Source organism: Gilvibacter sp. CC01 (assembly GCF_055755295.1).
This window is the reverse complement of record NZ_CM146909.1, coordinates 666573-688245: the sequence shown is the minus strand read 5'-3', so window position 1 is coordinate 688245 and position 21673 is coordinate 666573. Positions and strand designations below refer to the sequence as shown.

The 21673-nt window shown below is 43.8% G+C and carries 20 protein-coding genes; 14 read left to right on the top strand and 6 right to left on the bottom strand.

Going from position 1 to position 21673, the window contains the following annotated elements; genetic code table 11:
* Position 1: 1 nt before the first annotated feature.
* Together AC0J2F_RS03225 and yajC are read left to right on the top strand one after the other, a co-directional pair.
* Entirely contained in the window at positions 2-505 is a 504-nt protein-coding gene (locus AC0J2F_RS03225) for a DUF1573 domain-containing protein (protein WP_473008705.1), read from the top strand.
* Between the two features lie 3 nt (positions 506-508).
* Entirely contained in the window at positions 509-793 is a 285-nt protein-coding gene (gene yajC / locus AC0J2F_RS03220; protein ID WP_473008703.1) for a preprotein translocase subunit YajC, read from the top strand.
* 70 nt (positions 794-863) lie between these two features.
* Here the strand turns inward: yajC and AC0J2F_RS03215 are convergent, their stop codons facing one another.
* The gene (locus tag AC0J2F_RS03215; protein WP_473008702.1) at positions 864-1436 is read right to left on the bottom strand and encodes a DUF3575 domain-containing protein; all 573 of its coding nucleotides are present in this window, start codon (positions 1434-1436) and stop codon (positions 864-866) included.
* Positions 1437-1449: 13 nt separating this feature from the next.
* A complete protein-coding gene (gene pepT / locus AC0J2F_RS03210; protein ID WP_473008700.1) occupies positions 1450-2685 on the bottom strand; it encodes a peptidase T in 1236 nt (411 codons plus the stop codon).
* 121 nt (positions 2686-2806) lie between these two features.
* Here pepT and AC0J2F_RS03205 point away from each other — a divergent pair, with 121 nt between their 5' ends.
* Positions 2807-3835, top strand: coding sequence for a quinone-dependent dihydroorotate dehydrogenase (locus tag AC0J2F_RS03205; protein ID WP_473008698.1), 1029 nt, complete (start codon positions 2807-2809; stop codon positions 3833-3835).
* Here the strand turns inward: AC0J2F_RS03205 and AC0J2F_RS03200 are convergent.
* Complete coding sequence (locus AC0J2F_RS03200; RefSeq protein WP_473008697.1) at positions 3825-4736, bottom strand: T9SS type A sorting domain-containing protein; 912 nt, start codon at positions 4734-4736, stop codon at positions 3825-3827. The genes AC0J2F_RS03205 and AC0J2F_RS03200 overlap by 11 nt on opposite strands.
* A 70-nt stretch (positions 4737-4806) precedes the next feature.
* Between AC0J2F_RS03200 and AC0J2F_RS03195 the strand changes: the two genes are divergently transcribed.
* From AC0J2F_RS03195 to guaB, 8 genes are all read left to right on the top strand, one after another.
* Positions 4807-5424: a LysE family translocator gene (locus AC0J2F_RS03195; protein ID WP_473008695.1), complete on the top strand. Its 618-nt coding sequence runs from the start codon at positions 4807-4809 to the stop codon at positions 5422-5424.
* 25 nt (positions 5425-5449) lie between these two features.
* Complete coding sequence (locus tag AC0J2F_RS03190) at positions 5450-6313, top strand: hydroxymethylglutaryl-CoA lyase (RefSeq protein WP_374957661.1); 864 nt, start codon at positions 5450-5452, stop codon at positions 6311-6313.
* Position 6314: 1 nt separating this feature from the next.
* A complete protein-coding gene (locus tag AC0J2F_RS03185; protein WP_473008694.1) occupies positions 6315-7838 on the top strand; it encodes a bifunctional metallophosphatase/5'-nucleotidase in 1524 nt (507 codons plus the stop codon).
* Between the two features lie 250 nt (positions 7839-8088).
* Complete coding sequence (locus AC0J2F_RS03180) at positions 8089-9315, top strand: DUF4856 domain-containing protein (protein ID WP_473008693.1); 1227 nt, start codon at positions 8089-8091, stop codon at positions 9313-9315.
* An 82-nt stretch (positions 9316-9397) separates the two neighbouring features.
* Entirely contained in the window at positions 9398-10546 is a 1149-nt protein-coding gene (locus AC0J2F_RS03175; RefSeq protein WP_473008692.1) for an imelysin family protein, read from the top strand.
* Between the two features lie 2 nt (positions 10547-10548).
* Positions 10549-11913: an HTTM domain-containing protein gene (locus AC0J2F_RS03170; RefSeq protein ID WP_473008691.1), complete on the top strand. Its 1365-nt coding sequence runs from the start codon at positions 10549-10551 to the stop codon at positions 11911-11913.
* Positions 11914-11995: 82 nt separating this feature from the next.
* Positions 11996-14350: a TonB-dependent receptor domain-containing protein gene (locus tag AC0J2F_RS03165; RefSeq protein WP_473008690.1), complete on the top strand. Its 2355-nt coding sequence runs from the start codon at positions 11996-11998 to the stop codon at positions 14348-14350.
* A 114-nt stretch (positions 14351-14464) separates the two neighbouring features.
* Entirely contained in the window at positions 14465-15937 is a 1473-nt protein-coding gene (gene guaB / locus AC0J2F_RS03160; RefSeq protein WP_473008688.1) for an IMP dehydrogenase, read from the top strand.
* Positions 15938-16011: 74 nt separating this feature from the next.
* On the opposite strand, the gene AC0J2F_RS03155 is transcribed toward guaB, so the two are convergent.
* Genes AC0J2F_RS03155 through AC0J2F_RS03145 form a run of 3 tightly spaced genes read right to left on the bottom strand, consistent with a single transcriptional unit; the run spans position 16012 to position 17282 of the window.
* A complete protein-coding gene (locus AC0J2F_RS03155; RefSeq protein WP_374957667.1) occupies positions 16012-16521 on the bottom strand; it encodes an OmpH family outer membrane protein in 510 nt (169 codons plus the stop codon).
* Positions 16522-16578: 57 nt separating this feature from the next.
* Entirely contained in the window at positions 16579-16824 is a 246-nt protein-coding gene (locus tag AC0J2F_RS03150; protein ID WP_087524842.1) for a hypothetical protein, read from the bottom strand.
* Positions 16825-16826: 2 nt separating this feature from the next.
* A complete protein-coding gene (locus tag AC0J2F_RS03145) occupies positions 16827-17282 on the bottom strand; it encodes an SRPBCC family protein (protein WP_473008687.1) in 456 nt (151 codons plus the stop codon).
* 161 nt (positions 17283-17443) lie between these two features.
* Here AC0J2F_RS03145 and AC0J2F_RS03140 point away from each other — a divergent pair, with 161 nt between their 5' ends.
* From AC0J2F_RS03140 to AC0J2F_RS03130, 3 genes are read left to right on the top strand one after another with little or no spacing between them, the layout of a single operon-like run.
* The gene (locus AC0J2F_RS03140; protein WP_473008685.1) at positions 17444-19405 is read left to right on the top strand and encodes a peptidylprolyl isomerase; all 1962 of its coding nucleotides are present in this window, start codon (positions 17444-17446) and stop codon (positions 19403-19405) included.
* On the top strand, positions 19405-20265 hold the full coding sequence (locus tag AC0J2F_RS03135; RefSeq protein ID WP_473008683.1) for a peptidyl-prolyl cis-trans isomerase: 861 nt from the start codon (positions 19405-19407) through the stop codon (positions 20263-20265). The genes AC0J2F_RS03140 and AC0J2F_RS03135 overlap by 1 nt, the downstream gene beginning before the upstream one ends.
* Positions 20243-21673 carry a peptidylprolyl isomerase gene (locus AC0J2F_RS03130; protein WP_473008682.1) on the top strand — a complete coding sequence of 477 codons (1431 nt, stop codon included), beginning with the start codon at positions 20243-20245 and terminating at the stop codon, positions 21671-21673. Before AC0J2F_RS03135 ends, AC0J2F_RS03130 begins: the two co-directional genes overlap by 23 nt.

Genomic DNA, 21673 nt, shown 5'->3' with positions numbered 1-21673 from the left:
GATGAAAAAATCAGCATTAATATTGGCAGCCTTTGTTGCTTTCGCTTTTACTTCATGTAAAGAGAACGCTGCTGACAAAGTAGACGGAGCAGCAGACGTATCTGCAAATGCAGAAGCAGCCACTAGCGCTAGTGGTGATGAAGCTAAGTTCCCTGTAATGACTTTTGAGACTACAGAGCACGATTTTGGAACTATTGACCAAGGAACTAACGTAGAGCACTTGTTCAAATTCAAGAATACCGGTAATGCTCCATTGGTTGTAGTTGACGCTAAATCAAGCTGTGGATGTACTGTTCCAACTTGGTCTCGTGAGTCTATCCCTCCAGGAGGAGAAGGAGAGATGCTAGTAAAATTCAACGGATCTGGTCAGAATCAGGTAAGCAAAACAGTGACTATCACTGCTAACACTCGTAACGGGAAAGAGCTTATCAAGATCAAAGCTTTCGTAACACCTAAAGCTGGTGCAACAGGTTCTCCTATCCAAGTTAACACTTCAGGACAATAATCCATGGAAGGATTCCAACAATTTATCCCCTTATTACTGCTTTTTGCAGTATTCTATTTATTTCTGATCGCTCCGCAGCGTAAGAAACAAAAACAAGAACGCAAGTTCATCGAAGAGTTGAAAAAGGGAGATCGCGTGGTGACTATAAGCGGCATGCACGGCAAAGTACTCGATCTGAATGACGACGGTACTTGTATTATAGAAACCGGAGCTGGAAAGATCAAGTTCGATCGCGCCGCTATTTCTATGGACAAGAGCAAACGCTTTAACGAACCCGCGAAGAAATAATTCGCTTTTATAGCATTAAAAAAGCCGTTCTCAATAGAACGGCTTTTTTGTTTTATGGCCCTTGTATTTTTTAAAAACGGTAACCCACCAATATTCCTCCTCTTAAGAATCCTTCTGGGCCGTCTTGGTCGTCTATAAGGTAGCGGCCGCCACCTAAACTGAGTTCAAAGACAAAGCCGTTATTGCTTACCCATTTTTGTCCTAGGGCAATTCCTATACCTGCATTGAACCAGTTCTCTTGAGTTATGATCTCCGTGGTATCACCATCTATAGTCACCAAATAATCGAAGTTCTCTTCTGTCCCTCCGGCGAATTTTAAAAGTCCTTCTACAAAGAAGCCGCGTGCCCCGTATTCCTTTTTATTGAAGAAATACTGTCGGTAAAAAGGGGTCAAGGCCCAGGCTTGGTATTCGTCAAAGTCATCGTTTAAACTAAAACTCGCAGAGGTTCCTACTCCGGAATAGCGACTTAGCACGTATTCATAACTGAATTCGATATTAGGTACCGCAAGTGCTTCTAGTGCGTCTAACCGAAGCTCGTGCTTGCGTTCTTCTATAGGTTTAGGGGTTGTGGATTCATTGTCTTGTGCCCATAGGGCAGCAGTGAACAGGCCCAGTAGGGCTGTTAGCAGTTTCTTTTTCATTGTAGCAAATTAATTAATTAGTGGCCAGCCTGCGAGCTATGTTCACAATTACCTCTATGGCTTTTTCCATACTCTCTACCGGTACGTATTCGTAACGGCCGTGAAAGTTGTGACCACCCGCAAAGATGTTCGGACAGGGTAAGCCCATAAAACTCAATTGAGAACCATCGGTACCGCCTCTGATAGGCTTAATGATAGGCGTGATGCCTGCCTCTTGCATTGCCTGCTCGGCCAGTGTTACAATATGCATTACGGGTTCTATCTTTTCCCGCATATTGTAATACTGATCTTTAATCGCCACAGTTACACTACCGGCTCCGTGCTTTTCATTCAATAGACGAGCAATATCTTGAAAGGTTGCTTTGCGCGCTTCGAATTTTTCACGGTCGTGATCTCTTATTATGTACTGCAATTTGGTTTCATCTACGCTACCTTGCTGATCGTAAAGATGATAGAAGCCCTCACGGCCTTCGGTAGTCTCTGGAGTTTCATTGACAGGTAGCGCATTGATAAACTCCGTAGCGATATACATACTGTTTATCATCTTTCCTTTGGCATAGCCAGGATGCACGATCTTACCTTTTATAGTTACCACGGCGCCTGCGGCATTGAAGTTTTCGTATTCCAACTCACCGATCTGGCTGCCGTCCATGGTATAGGCCCAATCGGCACCAAATTTCTCTACATCGAAATGATGCGCTCCGCGCCCGATCTCCTCATCCGGAGTAAAGCATACGCGAATTCGACCGTGCGGAATTTCTGGATTGTTTATCAGGTATTCCATGGCAGAGACGATCTCGGTAATCCCTGCTTTGTCATCGGCACCCAAAAGGGTAGTGCCATCTGTAGTAATAAGTGTTTGTCCTTTATAGAGCAGTAGATCCTCAAAATAGCTAGGTGAGAGCACGATCTGTTTTTCAGCGTTCAAGACAATGTCACCACCATCATAGTTTTCGTGTATCTGTGGTTTCACATTGGCACCGGTAAAGTCCGGAGAAGTATCAAAATGACTTACAAAGCCAATGGTAGGTACTTCGTGATCTACATTAGATTCCAAGGTAGCCATTACATAGGCCTTGTCGTCTATGGTCACCTCCGTCATTCCAATGGCCTTTAGCTCTTCATAGAGTTTGTTGGCCAAGTCCCACTGCTTTTCAGTACTGGGGGTAGTTGGGCTGCTGGCGTCAGATTCGGTATCTGTGGTCACATAGCCTACAAACCGATCGATGAGGTGTTTTCTGTCTATCATGGAATAATTTTTTGTCACCCAAAAATAGCGATATGCCCGCAGCTGACCAAGTGTAAAATACTTGCTGCGGATGCTGTATTAGAAGCCGCAGAAAATGTATTTTTGTGCAAACATTCTAGCCGTGTATAAATTCCTTTTAAGACCGATTCTTTTTTGTTTTGATCCAGAAGCTGTTCATCATTTTACTTTCGGATTGATCCGTTTTATGCATAAGCTCGGTTTGGGAGGTCTTTTTAAAGCTATTTATGTGACCAATGACCCTAAGCTTAAGCGAGAGGTCTTTGGATTGACCTTTGATAATCCGGTAGGTTTAGCAGCAGGCTTTGACAAAGACGCCAAACTTTACAACGAATTGGCCAACTTCGGATTCGGCTTTGTCGAGATTGGAACCCTAACTCCAAAACCACAAGAAGGCAACCCTAAAAAAAGATTGTTCCGCTTAAAAAAGGACAAGGCCATTATTAATCGTATGGGCTTTAACAATCAGGGAGTAGCTGCTGCATTGGGCCGTTTAAAGAACAGAAAGACCAAGATCATCATTGGAGGAAACATAGGGAAGAACAAAGTAACTCCCAATGAAGAGGCGACTTTAGATTACATCAAATGTTTCGAAGCCCTTTTTGATCATGTAGATTATTTTGTGGTGAATGTTAGCTCTCCGAACACACCAAACTTGCGCGCTTTACAAGAAAAGGAGCCACTTACGGAGCTGTTAAAGACCTTGCAAGAAAAGAATCAGGCCAAGAACCATCCGAAGCCTATCTTGCTCAAAATAGCACCAGACCTCAATGAGGATCAACTCTTAGATATAATCGACATTGTTCGGGATTCTAAGACTGACGGTATCATCGCTACTAATACCACCATTGCACGTGAGCCTTTGACCACCTCCGCAGAAAAAGTAACTGCCATTGGAAACGGAGGCCTTAGTGGTAAACCACTTACTGATCGCAGTACAGAAGTGATTCGTTTCTTACATCAAAAAAGCGAGGGGAGTATTCCTATTATCGGCGTGGGCGGAATTCACTCCGCAGCAGACGCTATGGAAAAGCTAGAAGCCGGCGCAAGCTTGGTGCAGCTCTATACCGGCTTTATTTATGAAGGACCAGCTCTGGTAAAGGCGATCCAAAAAGAAATTCTTAGCGCTTAACGAGTTTGCGTACCACCGTTTGTCCTTGCGTGCTTTGTAAATGCACCAAGTATACACCGCTTTTAAGTTTACTGATATCTAAGACTAGATCTTGTTGCCCATTAATACGTCTTGCTATGACCTGTTGTCCTAAAGCGGAGTAGATAGCCACACGGTCAAACTCAGCCTGAGGAAACTGTAGCATAAGTAAGTCTGTCGCAGGATTAGGACTCATACTAACATTTTCTAGCGCGAGCTCATCTACAGACAAGATACCTTCTAGGCTAATGGTCAAAGTTCCCATGGGGGCCGTGGAAAATGGTGTAACGCCTTGTAAACTACTTATGGGATCCTGAGGGTCTGTGTCCATGTTTGGAGAGCTGTAATCTGGGCCGCTATCGGTTCCGGCGTCATAAGGGTAGAGGTCGATCACGATCTCATCGATCCAATTGCCTTCGGAATCTAATAACGAAATACTGTTAATGCCAATGATCCAATCTGGAGAAGGGGCTATCATAGATACCAAAGTCAAAAGTGGATAGTCTGAGGTGGTTTCAATGAGGTCGATACTAACCGCTCCCGCAGCCGTGGCTAGGGCAGGGCCTTCAATTTGTAGATTGGCATCGCCGGCGCTTATTGCGCTGGCTACTTCGTTGAAGAATTGTACGTTATTGCCTTGTTCTGCCACATCTTCTAACCCGGCTGTCGCTAATCCGCCGAGCTCAAAAAAAGTAATATTATCATTATGTGTTGCACCCACCAAACGCGACCAATGTGCTGTCGCTGGCAAACTACCACTGGAATGCGGATGTGTAGCTTGAGACCAAGTGCTTTCAAAACTGACACTGTATTGGGCCGTGGATTGAGACCATCCCAATTGGGAGATCAGGGTAAGTATTAGAAGTAGGGTAGTCTTTTTCATAGCAGCTATTTTAAGTCCGTAGTCGGAATAAAACGCTATACATTACACAAATTGAAGTATTTTTAAGCTAATGCTAGAGAACCTCTACTTATTTGCTATTGCAACTGCTGGATTGGCCTTTTCTCCAGGTCCTGATAATATCTATGTCTTATCTCAGGCCATGGCTCACGGCAGCCGTTACGGAATTGCAACTACGGCCGGCTTGATCTCGGGCTGCATAGTGCATACCACCTTGCTAGCCTTTGGTGTTTCTGCGATCATTACAGCTTCTTCTGGACTTTTTTGGGGGATCAAGATCTTTGGTGCCACCTATTTGTTGTTTCTGGCCTATAAGGTCTACGGGTCTAAAGGCGACATTATAGCAGATTCCGGAGTACCCAAAAGGAGCTTAACGCAGTTGTATTGGCAAGGCGTGGTCATGAACTTGCTAAACCCTAAGGTGATCTTATTCTTTTTGGCCTTCTTTCCCAGTTTTTTGTGGAACCCAGACTCAGGCCTGGTAAAGCAATTCTATATTTTGGGAGGCAGCTTTATGCTCATCTCCTTTCTCATCTTTAGCAGCATAGCGCTTTTCGCTGGTCAGCTTAACAAATACGCCATGAGTCAGCCCAAGAGCGGTCTCTTTTTCAAGTGGTTGCAGATCGTAGTTTTTGTAGGAATAGCAATCTATATTTTACTGCCCGAATAAGCCTTGGGAATCGTATATTTGAGTGATGCAAAAAGTTAAGCTCATCGAATGTCCAAGAGATGCCATGCAAGGCATCAAAGATTGGATTCCAACCCCGCAGAAAGTGCAGTATATCCAGGCATTGTTGCGCTGCGGATTTGATACCATTGATGTGGGGAGTTTTGTCTCACCCAAGGCAATTCCGCAGATGAAAGATACTGCCGAGGTATTAAACAGCTTGGATTTGAGCACTACGGAGTCGAAACTCTTAGCAATAGTGGCCAATGTTCGCGGAGCTCAAGATGCGGTCAAATTTGCACAGATAGATTACCTCGGATTCCCGTTTTCCATTTCGGAGAACTTTCAGATGCGTAATACGCACAAGACCATTGCGCAGTCCGTAGAAACCTTACAGGAGATTCTAAACATAGCCGATGCGCATAACAAAGAGGTAGTGGCCTATCTCTCTATGGGATTTGGCAATCCCTATGGAGATCCTTGGAATGTGGATATAGTGGGCGAGTGGACCGAACGTTTAGCAGCCATGGGGGTTAAGATATTATCGCTCTCTGACACTATTGGTTCGAGTACTCCCGAGGTGATAGATTACCTGTTCTCGAATCTTATTCCGCGTTATCCTGCCATTGAGTTTGGGGCGCATTTACACACTACCCCTAGCAGTTGGCACGAAAAAGTGGATGCTGCCTATCAGGCAGGTTGCCACAGGTTCGATGGCGCCATTCAAGGCTTTGGCGGTTGTCCTATGGCTAAAGATGAGCTTACCGGAAACATGCCAACTGAACGCTTGGTCTCTTACTTTACAACGGTAAAAGCCGATACCAATATTGCTACTATGAGTTTTGAAAGTGCTTTTAACGAGGCTTCCAAGATATTTCACAAATACCATTAAGATGCGCGTACTTTCTTTTCTTTTATTGCTGATTTTAGCCAACGGATGTAAATCCGCAGCAACAGTAACTGATACTAAAAAAGATGACGGACAGATAGCGTTCGTGATCATTCAGCTCAACGATGTATACGAGATAGCTCCTTTGGGAGGAGGTAAACACGGAGGTATGGCTCGTGTTGCCCACTTGAAGGATTCACTTAGCATGATCAACCCCAATACTTTTATGGTCATGGCAGGTGATTTTCTGAATCCTTCGCTCATAGGAACGCTTAAACTGGATGGGGAGCGCATATACGGCAAGCAAATGGTAGAGACCATGAACACTATGGGGATGGATCTGGCCACCTTTGGAAACCACGAGTTCGATATAGGACGTGAAGCGCTACAAAAACGCATTAATGAATCGCGCTTTGCTTGGACTGTTGCTAATGTTTTAGAAGTGAATAATGACCGTAAATCCTATTTCAAGATAAACCGTGATATAGGAAACGTTGCTATAAAACCTTATTATATCTGGTCTATGACCGATGTAGACGGAACCAAACTAGACGTAGGTTTTGTAAGTGCCTGTATAGATTCTAATCCGAGAGATTTTGTAGCCTATGAGCCTGTAATTCCTTCCTTGGAAGCTGCATTAGAAGCGGTGATCCCTAAGACAGATATTCAATTAGGGCTTACCCACTTGGCTTTAGAACAAGACAAGGCAGTTGCTAACCAGTTTGATGCGCTGAGACTGATTATGGGTGGACATGAGCACAATAATATGTCGGTTCCTACCAATAATGCTACTGTGGTTAAGGCAGACGCCAATGCCAAAACGGTTTATGTGCATCGTTTCACATACAATAAGAATACTAAGGTACTCATCATAGATTCAGAATTAGTGCCAATAGATGAAAGACTGGCCGCACAACCAGCGACCCAAGCCGTAGTGGCGAAATGGGAAGCTATTTTAGATTCCAAACTCAAAGAAGTAGTGGCAGACCCCAACGAGATCATTTACACAGCAAGTACACCTTTAGACGGAACAGACAGTGCCAGTAGAGGTATACAAACCAATTTGGGCGGTATCATAACCGAAGCCATGGCTAAGGCTTTTGATCAACCTGCTCAGGCAGCTCTAGTTAATGGAGGCTCTATCCGTCTGGACGATATGTTAGCTGGAGCTATTAGCAGTCTAGATATATTCCGTGTGCTTCCTTTTGGCGGACATGTGGTTAAGGTAGATATGAGCGGAGCACTTTTAATAAAGACACTTGACTACGGATTGAGCAAACGCGGAAAGGGAGCCTATCTGCAACGCTTCAACATAGACCGAAATGCTCAAGGGGAGTGGATGATAGGGCCTACAGAGATTGACCCAGAAGGCGTCTACAGCATTGCGCTGAGTGATTTCTTGCTCAAAGGATTCGATATCCCTTTTCTAACAGCAGACCACCCAGAGATCCTTGGAGTATACACTCCAGAAACCACAGAGAAGGCAGGCGATATTCGCCGAGCGGTCATAGACTTTCTTAAGCAGTAGGAGTAAAACGGACTGATACTCAGTGGCTACGATTCTTAACGTGAATTTTATTTAAAATTAATCTAAATAAACTTGTTTGGATAAACGCTGAGTCTTAATTTTGCATCGTTATTTAAATTCGTTCTAAATAAAAACAGAACATTTTAGGCCTTAAATTCACTATCAGCTGATCAGATTAATACCTTATAAAGAACCAATTTTTTAGATATCTATAACTTGTTACTTAGATTAAGTCTTAATAAAAACAACTATGAAATACATCCCAAACATAATCTTAGCAGTAACGGTACTTTTTGCTAGTTGCTCAGACGATGATAACAACGAACCTATCGTAGACAACGGTGGGGTAGATATAGAGGCACCACTTACCTATAGTTTTGAGCGCGATGGGGCTACAACCGTAGCCTTTGATGGGCAGACCACGCGTATTCGTATGGCAGAGGAAGTGGTAGGAGCTTTGTTAGATTTTGACAATGCTACTGCCGAATCACTTTCAGCCATGTTCAACCACCAAGAAGGCGAGTCCAATTTCCAAGATGCAGCTTTAAACGCCTCTGGCAAGAACTTAGGCAGTAAAACTGCAGCTTCTCGTGATTACTTTTTTACCAATACGGCAGAGTCCGCAGCAATTCGCGCAGACTTTGAAAGCTATCTCGAAAAGCAGGTCACTGAGGTGTTTCCAGGCGAACTACAGGCGGCAGAACCAGGAGTTGCCGGACAGTTGGCAGACGGGAGTGCTACCCGCTGGGTCGCTCCAAACGGATTGGAGTACAATCAGCTGTGGATCAAAGGCCTTTTAGGAGCTTTAATGACCGATCAAATGATAAACAACTATTTGAGTCCTGCAGTTTTAGATGAAGCAGACAATATTGAAAACAACGATAATGAGGTATTAGAAGACGGTAAGAACTATACCACCATGGAGCATAAATGGGACGAAGCCTACGGTTACTTATTCGGAAATTCGCCGAGCGCTGCTAACCCATTAGCGACCCTAGGAGACGACGATAGTTTCTTGAATAAATATCTAGGTCGCGTTGAGAATGACGCAGACTTTACAGGTATTGCGCAAGAGCTGTTCGATGCCTTTAAACTTGGTCGTGCTGCAATAGTTGGTAAGAATTATCAATTGCGCGATGAGCAAGCTGCTATTATTCAAGAGCGCATCTCAGAGATCATTGCCATTAGAGCAGTGTATTATTTGGAGCAAGGGCGTCTGGCGCTTGAGCAAGAGAATTACGGAACTGCTTTCCACGACCTTTCCGAAGGATATGGTTTTATCTATAGTCTGCGCTTTACCAGAAACACAGTTACGGGAGCGCCATATTTTAACCGAACTGAGGTAGATGCCATGCTGGCTCAACTTATGGAGCAAGGGCCAAACGGCCTATGGGATATAACTCCTGCCATCTTGAGTGACCTAGCAGAAACTATTGCCGCTAAATTAAGTTTTACCGTTGCACAAGCAGCAGATTAAACTGTGAATAAATTATCAAAACCGGGAGCCACATGAGCTGGCTCCTCGGGTTTTGCTTTGTAATTTTGCAAAATATTTGAACATGATTAAAAAGACAATTTTTCTACTCTTTACAGGACTGCTTTTAGCCTGTTCTTCTGATGATCCAGCTCCCGATAATAACAACGCAGGTGGTGGAACCGATAACAACGGCGGAGACGGAACCACTGGTTTTGACCGTGCTGCGCTTTTGGCGAATTGGACAGACAATATCATCGTTCCGGCTTATGAGGAGTTCTATCCCTTTACAGAAGCTCTTGAAGAAAGTGTCACGGCCTTTGCAAACGATCCGACAGCTGTGGGTCTTTTGGAGGTGCGTACCGATTGGTTAGCTGCATATCGCGCTTTTCAGTGGGTTTCTATGTTCGAGATCGGACCGGCCGAAGAATTCAGATTCCGCGCTCGCCTAAACACGTATCCTACAGATACGGCGAGTATTGACGAGTTCATCGCCTCGGGAACTTACGATCTTGAATTGCCTTCTACCATAGACGCTCAAGGTTTCCCTGCTTTGGATTATTTGCTATTTGGCATAGCCGATACGGAAGAAGCAATCATAGACTTTTATGAGAACGATCCGACCGCACCGAATCATTTGGTGTATATGCAGAACTTGGCAGCGAACATTAAAACCCTAGCTTCTTTGGTACGCGATCAGTGGCTCATGAGTTTTGCAGCTAGTTTTAAGACCAATACTGCAGCTTCTGCAACCGGATCCATAGACAAGCTTACAAACGATTATATCCTGTATTATGAGAAAGCCTTACGCGCAGGGAAGATCGGTATTCCTGCGGGAGTATTCTCTACGGATCCGATGCCACAGAATGTAGAGGCCTTCTTTAACCAAGAAGTATCTAAGGAATTGGCTCTAGAGGCCTTGCAAGCGGTACAGAGTTTCTTTAACGGGAACGGTCTAGCAGGAGGAAACGGTCGAGGCTTTAAGTCTTATTTAGATTTCTTGAACACCATTAAGAACGGAGAAGACCTCAGTACTTTGATCAACGAGCAGTTCGATCTGGCTCGTTTGGCGATCAACGATCTGGATGACAATTTTGCAACTCAAGTGCAAACCAATAATACTGCCATGCTGGAAGCCTACGACGAATTGCAGCGCAATGTGATTCTTTTAAAGGTAGACATGCTTCAGGCATTGAGCATTGACGTAGACTTTGTAGATACAGACGGCGACTAAAAATGTTCTCATTAGTAAATCATACCTATTTTAATCGCACGATTAAGACCGCTCCATTAGCGGTCTTTCGTGTTTTATTTGGTGTGATGATGCTCTTGAGTCTTATTCGCTTTTGGGCCAATGGCTGGATATCGAAACTCTACTTAGAACCCGAGTTTCATTTTAGCTATTACGGCTTTGAGTGGGTTAAACCCATAGGTGTTTGGACTTATCTATTGTTTGTGGTTTGTGGCTTGACTGCCCTAGGCGTGGCCTTAGGCTATAAGTACCGATTGTCCATAGTCTTGTTCTTTTTGAGCTTTACCTATATAGAGCTGATGGATAAAACCACTTATTTGAATCACTATTACTTTGTCAGTGTACTTAGTTTTCTGATGATTTTTTTACCAGCCAACCGTTGGTTTGCTGTAGATGCTCTAAAACCTGGTTTTGCGGCTAAGGAAGTACCGCGCTGGACAGTAGATTCTCTTAAGCTTATGCTGGGGATAGTTTATTTCTATGCAGGTTTGGCCAAGCTCAATAGTGACTGGCTGGTAGAAGCTATGCCTTTAAAGATCTGGCTGCCGGCCAAATACGATCTGCCGCTATTGGGAGATCTCATGCAGCAAGAATGGGTACACTATGCTTTTAGTTATGGCGGCGCACTTTACGATCTTTTTATTCCTTTTTTACTACTCTTTGCCAGAACGCGTTGGTTTGCCTTTGGTTTGGTAGTGATCTTTCACGTTTTGACCCGAGTCCTGTTTCCCATAGGTATGTTCCCTTATATCATGATCGTTTCTTCGCTCATCTTTTTTAGTCCGAGCTTTCACGAGCGTCTTTTAAGTGGATTCCAAACTGTACTGAAAAGTCTAAAACTCTATCGACAGCAAACTGTACACGCTGCAAAAACTTGGCAACCTGAAACATATGTAAAGCCTGTTCTGATCCTCTTCTTTGTGGTTCAGTTGTTATTCCCATGGCGCTATTTGTTATACCCAGGGGAGTTGTTCTGGACAGAAGAAGGCTATCGTTTCTCTTGGCGCGTCATGCTGATGGAAAAGGCCGGTTATGCGCAATTCAAAGTGGTGGACGGACAATCCGGAAAGTCATTCGCTATAGATAATAGCGACTTTTTAACGCCGCTGCAAGAAAAGCAAATGAGCTTTCAGCCCGATTTTATATTAGAGTATGCCCATTATTTGGCAGATCATTATCAGCAGCAAGGCTATAAGGATGTGGCTGTCTATGTAGAGAGCTATGTGGCGCTTAACGGGCGATTGAGTCAAGCCTACATAGACCCAAAGGTCGATCTGGTAAGCCAGCGCGCATCTTTTAAACACAAAACTTGGATACTTCCTTTTAACGATACCATCGATGGACTTTAAATCTCTTAGTACATACCTAGTTGTCTTTTTTAGCTGTTGCTGTGTATCTGCGTCCTTTGGCCAATTAAGGCTGGAACTCCAAGTGAACGACGAACAGGGACAAGCGTTAGTAGGCGCAGAAGTTTACCTTAATCCTGCTGTGGAGAGCGGTCTAACAGATGCTAATGGCCAAGTCGTCTTTGAAGATCTGGAACCGGGAGATTACCAGCTCTATGTCTTTGCACTAGACTACGAACTCTTTGAGGCTACCATCAGCCTAAATACCAACAAGACTTTGACTTATGCTTTAAAACCTTTAGGGGAAGCGCTTTCTGAGGTTATCATTACTGCTCAAAGAGAAACAGTTTTAGCATTGAGACAATTGCGTCCGGTCGAGGGGACAGCTATTTATTCCGGTAAGAAAAGTGAGGTTGTCCTGCTAGATAATGTCACGGCAAACTTGGCCACGGCCAACGCTAGACAAATTTATTCTAGGATAGTTGGACTTAACATTTACGAGAACAATGACGCGGGCTTGCAGCTCAATATAGGTGGCCGAGGTTTAAACCCTAATAGAACGGCCAATTTCAATACCCGCCAGAACGGTTATGATATCTCTGCGGATGTTTTAGGTTATCCGGAAAGTTACTATTCGCCACCACCAGAGGCGGTACAAGAGATCCAAATAGTTCGCGGTGCTGCGTCCTTGCAATACGGAACCCAGTTCGGCGGCTTGGTGAACTTTAAAATGCGTGAACCCGAAAAGGAAAAACCTATTGCACTGGTTAGTCGACAAACTTTGGGAGCTTATAATTTGTTTACCAGTTTCAACAGCCTGAGCGGTACCCTGGGTAAGTTCAGTTATTACAGTTATTTCAACTATAAATCAGGAGAAGACTTTAGACCCAATTCTGATTTTGAATCTTATAATGCTTTTGGTTTGTTGCGTTATAAACCGTCTAAAAGAACAACAATTACTGCGGAGTTTAGTTATCTGAACTATTTGGCCCAGCAAGCGGGCGGACTCACGGACAGTCAGTTTCAGGAAGATCCTACATTTAGTAACAGAACCCGGAACTACTTTAAAGTAGATTGGAAACTCTACAGTTTGAAGTGGGAGCAAGCCATAGCGCAGCGCAGTCAGTTCAGCTTGAACCTCTTTGCCCTTGATGCTTCGCGTAAGTCTGTTGGGTTTAGAGAGAACCGTGTTTCTCAGGTGGATGATTTGGAGTCGCCCAGAGAGCTCATTGTTGGGAATTTTAGAAACTGGGGTGCCGAAGCGCGATTTTTAAGTCGTTATGATGCCTTTGGACAAGAGCAGACTTTTTTAATAGGAGGGAAGTACTATCAGTCAAACAATGCAGAACGCCAAGGTCCAGGCACCAATGGCCTAGATGCTGACTTCAATTTTGCGGATGAGGAGTTTCCGAACTATGCTCGTCAAAGTGATTTTGATCTGCCCAACTTGAATGTGGCTTTTTTTGCGGAGCATATATTAAAACTCAATGACCGCTTGAGTATTACCCCGGGAGCGCGTTTTGAATACATCAAAACAGAGATCGACGGTAGCTTTGAGCGCATCAACTTTGATCTTGCTGGCAATCCCATCTTACAAGAAACGGTGCCAGATATGCGCAGTGTAGATAGAAGTTTTGTACTACTAGGGCTCGGAGCCAGCTATAAAGCCACAGACGCCTTGGAGTTTTACGGAAACATTAGCCAAAATTACCGCTCGGTAACCTTTAGTGATATTCGAATTACGAATCCCTCGCTGACCATTGATCCTAATATAAGTGACGAATCTGGTTTTACTGCAGATATAGGCCTGCGCGGTCGTATAAAGAATAACTTTAGTTTTGATGCGGGCATTTTCTTATTGAGCTACCAAGACCGATTGGGATTGGTGCTAAGAGCCGTTAGCGATATTCAACAAGAGCAATTCCGCGGGAATATCGGTGACGCTGTTACTTATGGTTTTGAGGGCTTTAGTGAATACAATTTAGTGCCTGCCCTTGGTCTGGACAAAGAATACCGACTCAGTGTATTTGCGAACTTAGCTTTGACCCGCTCCGAATACACCCGCAGCGAACTCAACAATGTAGTGGGGAATCAGGTGGAATTTGTGCCAGACGTAAACTTAAAGACAGGTTTGAGTATGGGTTATAAGAATTTCTTGGCCAGTTTGCAGTACACTTATTTGAGCCAGCAGTTTACCGATGCCACCAATTCTCGGGCCGATCTGGATAGCCAAAGCGGGATAGTAGGAGAGATCCCGGCTTATGATATACTTGACTTTTCTGCCCGCTACCGATTCAAATCCTGGTTGCAAGTTGAAGGCGGAATAAACAATCTGCTAGACAACAATTATTTTGTCCGCAGAGCTACAGGCTACCCCGGGCCAGGGATCATTCCAAGTCAGCCGCGTACCTTGTATGCAGGTTTGGAATTTCGCTTTTAGGCCCTTGTGGAATTCTTAAGGAATTCTTTACATCTGCTCTCGTCGATTTTTGGTATATTTGCATGCAATTAAATAAAATTCAACGTTCGGCAACGGGCACTAGATTTAATTGCAATGACAGCACATCAAAACAAAATAGTAGGCGAGGGTCTTACTTACGACGACGTTCTACTTGTTCCGGCCTATTCTCAGGTACTTCCCAGAGAAGTTTCTATCAAATCTAAATTTACGCGTAATATTTCGCTCAATGTACCTATTGTATCCGCAGCTATGGATACAGTTACAGAAGCGCGTATGGCCATTGCTATGGCTCGTGAAGGTGGAATCGGCGTTTTGCACAAGAACATGACCATTGCGCAACAAGCCACTAAGGTGCGTCGCGTAAAGCGTGCAGAAAGTGGGATGATCATCGACCCGGTAACCCTGCCAATGGACGCCAAAGTGATCGATGCCAAGAACAGTATGCGCGAGCACAGTATAGGCGGGATCCCTATTGTAGATGGGCAAGGCAAGCTCAAAGGTATCGTTACCAATCGAGACCTGCGTTTCGAAAAGAATAATGATCGTCCTATCGTTGAGGTAATGACCAGTGAGAACTTGGTGACCACCCACGAAGGCACCTCATTGATGGATGCCGAAGAGATATTACAAGACAATAAGATCGAAAAGCTGCCTGTTGTAACTAAAGAGAATACCCTTATAGGTCTAATTACCTTTAGAGATATTACCAAGCTGTCCTTAAAGCCGAATGCAAACAAAGACAGTTATGGTCGATTGCGTGTAGCTGCGGCGGTTGGAGTTACCGGCGATGCTGTAGAACGTGCTGCGGCCTTAGTCAATGCGGATGTAGATGCCATTGTTATCGATACGGCGCACGGACATACTCAGGGAGTAGTCACCGTTTTAAAAGAAATTAAGAAGCGCTTCCCAGAACTGGAAGTAGTGGTTGGAAACATTGCCACTGCAGAAGCCGCAAAATATTTGGTTGAAGCCGGAGCAGATGCCGTTAAAGTTGGTATTGGGCCTGGTTCTATCTGTACCACCCGCGTTGTGGCCGGAGTTGGATTCCCGCAGTTCTCAGCAGTTATAGAAGTAGCTGCTGCCATAAAGGGCAGTGGAGTTCCTGTTATTGCAGATGGTGGTATTCGCTATACAGGGGATATTCCAAAGGCCTTGGCCGCTGGGGCGGACTGTGTGATGCTAGGATCACTACTTGCAGGGACTAAGGAGTCTCCGGGAGAGACCATTATTTACGAAGGGCGTAAGTTCAAGTCCTATCGAGGGATGGGATCTGTAGAGGCTATGTCTAAAGGGTCTAAAGACCGTTATTTCCAAGATGTGGAAGACGACCTAAAGAAATTGGTTCCCGAGGGTATCGTTGGGCGTGTACCATATAAAGGAGATCTCTTTGAGAGTATTCACCAGTTTGTAGGCGGTTTACGTGCAGGTATGGGTTACTGCGGAGCCAAAGATGTTCCGACGCTCCAAGAGAAAGGAAAATTTGTTAAGATCACCTCTGCAGGTATCCACGAGAGTCATCCACACAATGTAACCATTACCAAGGAGGCTCCGAATTACAGTAGATAATACTTAGATCATTCTATAAAAAAAAAGCACTGTCCATAAACAGTGCTTTTTTGTTTTTTTAAGGGTCTGTTGTGTTACTCTTCAGTAGGTAGACCTAGTTTTTGCATAACCGCAATGGTAAGATCGAATTTAGGATCCAAATAAGCTACGGTTGCGTTGCTTGTAAGTACTTGAGTATATCCTTGTTCTTGAGCTACTGCTTCTAAAGCAACGCCTACTTTTTGATAAAGAGGCTGCATCAATTCGTTTTGTTTAAGCTGGATCAAGGTCACAGAGTTTTGACGAAACTGCTGCATTTCTCCTTCTAGAGCGATAATTTCGTTCTGCTTGGTTTTCTTGATCGCGTCTCCGTAAGTGGATTCCATTTCTTGATACTTAGCGATCAAGGAATCGTACTTAGCGATTTTCTGACCCAATTCGGTATCCAATTCTTTTCCGTAAGATTCAACACCTGACTTTACATTGGTAAGATCTGGCATTTTGCTCAAAATATAATCTACATCGATGGTACCTACTTTAGAGGTTTGTGCGAACATTTGAAATGATGTCGCTAGGGCAATGATTCCTATGAGATAAAAACGCATAATTCTAATTTTTTGCAAATATAGAATTTTAGCTTACAATTACGGTGCCAATTAACACTAAGTGCTTTCTGCAATGCGCTGGCCTCTATGCGGTTTGAGAATTTCACGCAGTGCCTGTACATCTTTTAAGTCTACTACCACATAGGCAGAATGCCACATGGGAGATTGTACTATGCTGCCGCTTTCGTGACACACAAAGCTCTCCCGAGCAAAGAACTCTCCTAAATGAATCAAGTGATGTTCTGCGGTTCGTTCTCCTGCCGGACCTTTAAAGTCCCAAATCAATCTGGCTTTGGCTTCCATTCTTAAGTATTAGCAACAGAGGTTCCGTCTTCTACAAAAGCCTTAAAATCTTGCATATACTTTAAGGATTGTTTTTTAAAGGCAGCAGGCATTAGCCAACCCATTAATTTCATGCCAAATCCTTGAAACTGGAATTCACAATCAGATACCCACTTGGTCTTGCCGTCCGGAGTTTCTTCAAAATTCAATTTCTGGATATTGTGAACCCCTTTAGTATCGTAGGTAGCTTCGAATTCATGTGGAAAATTGCGCTTTGTAATCGTTTCTGTAAGACTCATTTGACGCTTTCCCATTTGGTAATTGAGTTGCATTTTCGCACCCTCTTGTCCAGGCGTACCCTGCGTAACTTCATAACTGAGCAGACCGCGTTGCCAGTGCTTCATATTCTCTGCGTTGTCTAGTTTCTCTATGACCTCTTGTAAAGGTCTATCTATGGTGATTTCGCAAGTGTATTTCATGAAAATTGAGTTTAGTTGTTGATCGATACCTTAAAGGTAGCAAAAATCTAAGTGCGTTAATATTATGGTAAATTTCTTAACAGCTGTGGAGTAGGGGCGTTAAAATCTTGCTTGGCCGGGGCTTTTTGCTATTTTTGCGGGTACTATAAAAAATATGATCTATGGGGAAACGTAGCTTGCTTAGCTTGATTTTTATTTGTCTACTTCTTCCTGCCGCCACAGCGCAGCAATTGGAAGACAAAACAGTCCTTTCTATTGGTGATCAGACCGTAAGTGCCGGAGAGTTCATGCGCGTCTACAAGAAGAATTTAAATCTTGTGGCCGACGTTGAGCAGCGCAAAGTCGAAAATTATCTCGATCTCTATGTCGATTACAAGCTCAAGGTTGCAGAGGCCTACGCTATGGGGTTGGATCAGCAAGATGCTCATAAAACAGAGTATCGCAAATACAAGCACAAATTGGCTACCACCTACATGAACGTAGAAGAGGTGACCGATACGCTCATGAAAGAAGCCTTTGCAAGGCAACAAGAAGAGATATTAGCGCGCCATATACTAATTGCTGCTTCTATAGATGATCTTCCACAGGACACTCTGGTAGCCTACAATAAAGCAGTAAAACTCAGACAAGAGATCATCGATGGAAAACGCAAATTCGAACAGGCTGCTCGTCAGTTTTCTGCAGACCCTAGCGCTCCAGACACAGGAGGAGATCTTGGCTGGTTCTCTGTTTTTAAAATGGTTTATCCTTTTGAAACAGTAGCTTACAATACCCCGGTAGGTGATATTTCTAAAGTGTTTAGAACGCAATTCGGGTATCATTTCGTCCAAATTCTAGATCGTCGTCCTGTGGCTAAGGAAGTAACTGTAGCCCACATCATGATCAGTCCAAAAGCAGACGATGCTAGCTTTGATCCGGAAGCACGAATCAACGAACTGTATAGCAACATTAAACAAGGCGCTTCCTTTGAAGAACTGGCCAAGCAATATTCCGACGATAGAAATACGGCTGAGAATGGCGGTAAATTGAGTCGCTTTGGTCCAGGGATGCTCAATGCAGAGAATTTTGAACGTGCCGCTTTTGCTTTAAAGAATCCTGGCGATATGTCTAGCCCGGTCAAAACAGACTTTGGTTGGCACATCATTAAATTGATAGACAGACATGAATATCCAACCTTTCAAGACGTAGAGCAGCGTCTTAAACGTCAAGTGCAACAAGCACAGCGTTTGGATTATATCAAGGCACTCTCTAAGCAAGAACTCAAGGAGAGGTATAATATCACCTCTCCAGAGCATGTTGTTCCTTTCTTTACGGAGTTTCTAACAGACAGTATTAAAACCAAAACTTGGAAGTACACCGATAGTTTAAATCCGGCCATGAAAACCGAGATCTTTACTTTGGGTTCTACCACTTTTACTTATGACGATTTTGCTCGATTCATAGAAGAGCGTCACCGAAAGACAGCACGTCACAATACGACCTATGGAGCTGCTAAAGCGTTTTACGATGAGTTCGAACTGGCCACCATTCGCGATTATTTCAAAGATCACTTAGACGAAGAGGATGAAGGCTTTGCAAACATCGTTCGAGAATACAAAGAAGGGCTGTTGATCTTTGACCTGATGGAAAACGAGATCTGGAGCAAGGTAAGAGAAGACAGCATCGGTTTAGAGAACTATTACAAAGAACACCTGGCCAATTACCAATACGAAACTCGCGTAAAAGCCTTGATTGCCAGCACACCAAATGAAGCTGTTGCAAAGCAACTGCGCAAAGCCCTAAAGAGAGGTGCTAGTCTCAGTGAATTGAAAGAACAATTCAACGAAGAAGAGACTCAGGTACTTTTTAGTAATGGAACCTACCAAGAAGGTCACCGTTTATTGCCAGAGGATTATAAATTGTCTTCCGGTGTGTCTAAAGTATACAATAAGGCAGGGCAATTCACAGTTATACGCACAGATGAGCTCCTAGCACCAACAGCTATCCCACTCGATAAGATCCGTGGTAAGATCATGGGCGATTACCAGGCGGCTTTAGAAGCAGCCTTTATGGAAGCATTGAAAGCAAAGTTCAAGGTAACGGTTGATCAGCAGGTGCTCCAGGAAATTAAAGCACAACTTTAATGCTTAAATCGAAAAGCGTTCTAACTATCATATTGGCGTGTTTTACGCTTTATTCCTGTGATTTCTTTACCAAGGAGTTACCCTCTGAGCCTGTGGCTCGGGTGAATGATAGCTATCTTTTTAAAGAAGATCTGGTGAATTTGATTCAACCAAATACTTCTCCAGAAGACAGCCTTCTTATTGTTACCAATTACATCAATCGTTGGGCGACACAGCAGTTACTCATCGATCAGGCGCGAATCAATTTGCCGGAGTCTCAGCTTACCACTTACGATCAACTGGTTCAAGATTATAAAGAAGACCTATACACCAAAGGCTATAAGAATGCCGTGGTAGCCAAAAAATTGGACAGTACCATAGCACCTTCGGTTTATCAGCAGTACTACGAAAAGAATCGCGAGAGTTTTAGACTCAAAGAGCGTTTGCTCAAGCTACGCTATGTAAATCTGCCCATTAGTTCAAACGCAACAGAAGAAGTTGCTAAGAATTTGCGAGATTTCGACACCGATGCTAAAGCTGCTCTAGAGGCTAAAGCGTTTCAATTCAAGGGATATTACCTCAATGATAGCACTTGGGTTAGACAAGATGCCCTTTTGACGGAAATCCCACTGATCAGCGATAAATCGAATGCTGAAAAGTTAAAAAAATCTAATTTCGTAAGGCTGCAAGACTCTATAGGAGTATATTTGATCCAAGTTCAGGATGCCTTAGAAAAAGGGGACGACGCACCCTTGGAATATGTGCGCCCCACCATTCAACAGATTATACTAAACAAAAGGAAATTGGACCTCATAAAAAACTTAGAGGCCGATATTACAAAAGATGCGATCAAGAATAATGATTTCGAAATTTATCAATAGCCGAATTTTAGTGACAACAGCCTTATTGGTTGGATTGCAAGTACAGGCGCAGGAAGTAGTTGAGGTAGACAGTACGGGAGTTGCAGCGAGTCAGCAGGTTAAAGATACCGTAAAGCCTTTTGAGAAATTCAAGGTCGATGGAGTTACTGCTCAAGTAGGAAAGTATATTGTGCTAGACAGTGATATCGATAGAAAATACATCCAAATAGAGCAACAAGGTTTTTCAACCTCAGACATTAGCCGCTGTGAATTGCTAGGAACGCTAATGGAAGAGAAGCTTTATGCACATCACGCCATTCAAGACAGTGTGATCATTCCAGATGCACAAGTAAACGCCACCACAGATCAGCAGATACAATACATGTTAGCCCAATTCAACTCCGAAGAGCAGGTCTTGAAATTCTACAAGAAAAAGACCATGCCGGAACTCAGGGCGGAGCTCTTTGAGATCAACAAGACCAACATGTTGGCCTCAGAGATGCAGAACAAGATCATCGAAGGTGTAGAGATCACACCAGAAGAGGTGAGAACCTTTTTCAATTCTATCCCTGCGGATGAACGTCCGCTTTTTAGTGCTGAGGTGGAGATCGCTCAGATCGTTATAGAACCGGAAATCCCACAAGAGGAGATTCAAAAAGTGATCGATCGTTTAAACGAGTTCCGAACTGGAATTGTGGAAAACGGAGAGTCTTTTGCTACCAAAGCAGTATTGTATTCACAAGACCCTGGTTCGAGTACCAAAGGAGGGAAGATCAGTCTAAAGCGCTCCGACAATTTTGTAAAAGAATTCAAAGACATGGCTTTCTCTTTGCAAGAAGGAGAGGTTAGTGAACCTTTTGAGTCCGAATTTGGATACCATATTCTTATGGTCGATAAAATTCGCGGACAAACTGTAGATGTGCGCCATATTCTGTTGATCCCTGATGTGACCGATGCCACGGTAGAGGTTGCCAAAAAGAAGATAGAGAATATCCGCAATCGAATCGTAGCGGGAGAACTCACCTTTGCAGAGGCTGCCAAGAGTGAATCCGACGAAAAGGAAACCAAGAACGACGGAGGGCAACTCATAAACCCGGTAACCGGAGATACGCGCTTTGACCTTACCAAAATGGATCCAGTTTTGGCCCAGCAGATCTACAATCTAAAAGATCAAGAAGTTTCGCAAGTTCTTACCGATGCCGATAGAACCGGACGAAAGAAGTTTAAGATAATTATGGTGACCGATCGCTATGACGAGCACCAAGCCGATTATTCCAAGGACTACGAAAAGATCAAAGATCTGGCCTTAAACGATAAAAGAAGACGCGCGATAGAAGCTTGGCAAGACGAGAAGATAATCGAGACCTATGTCAGTGTAAACAGAGATTACACCGACTGCGAATTTGCCAGTAACTGGACAAAGAACTAA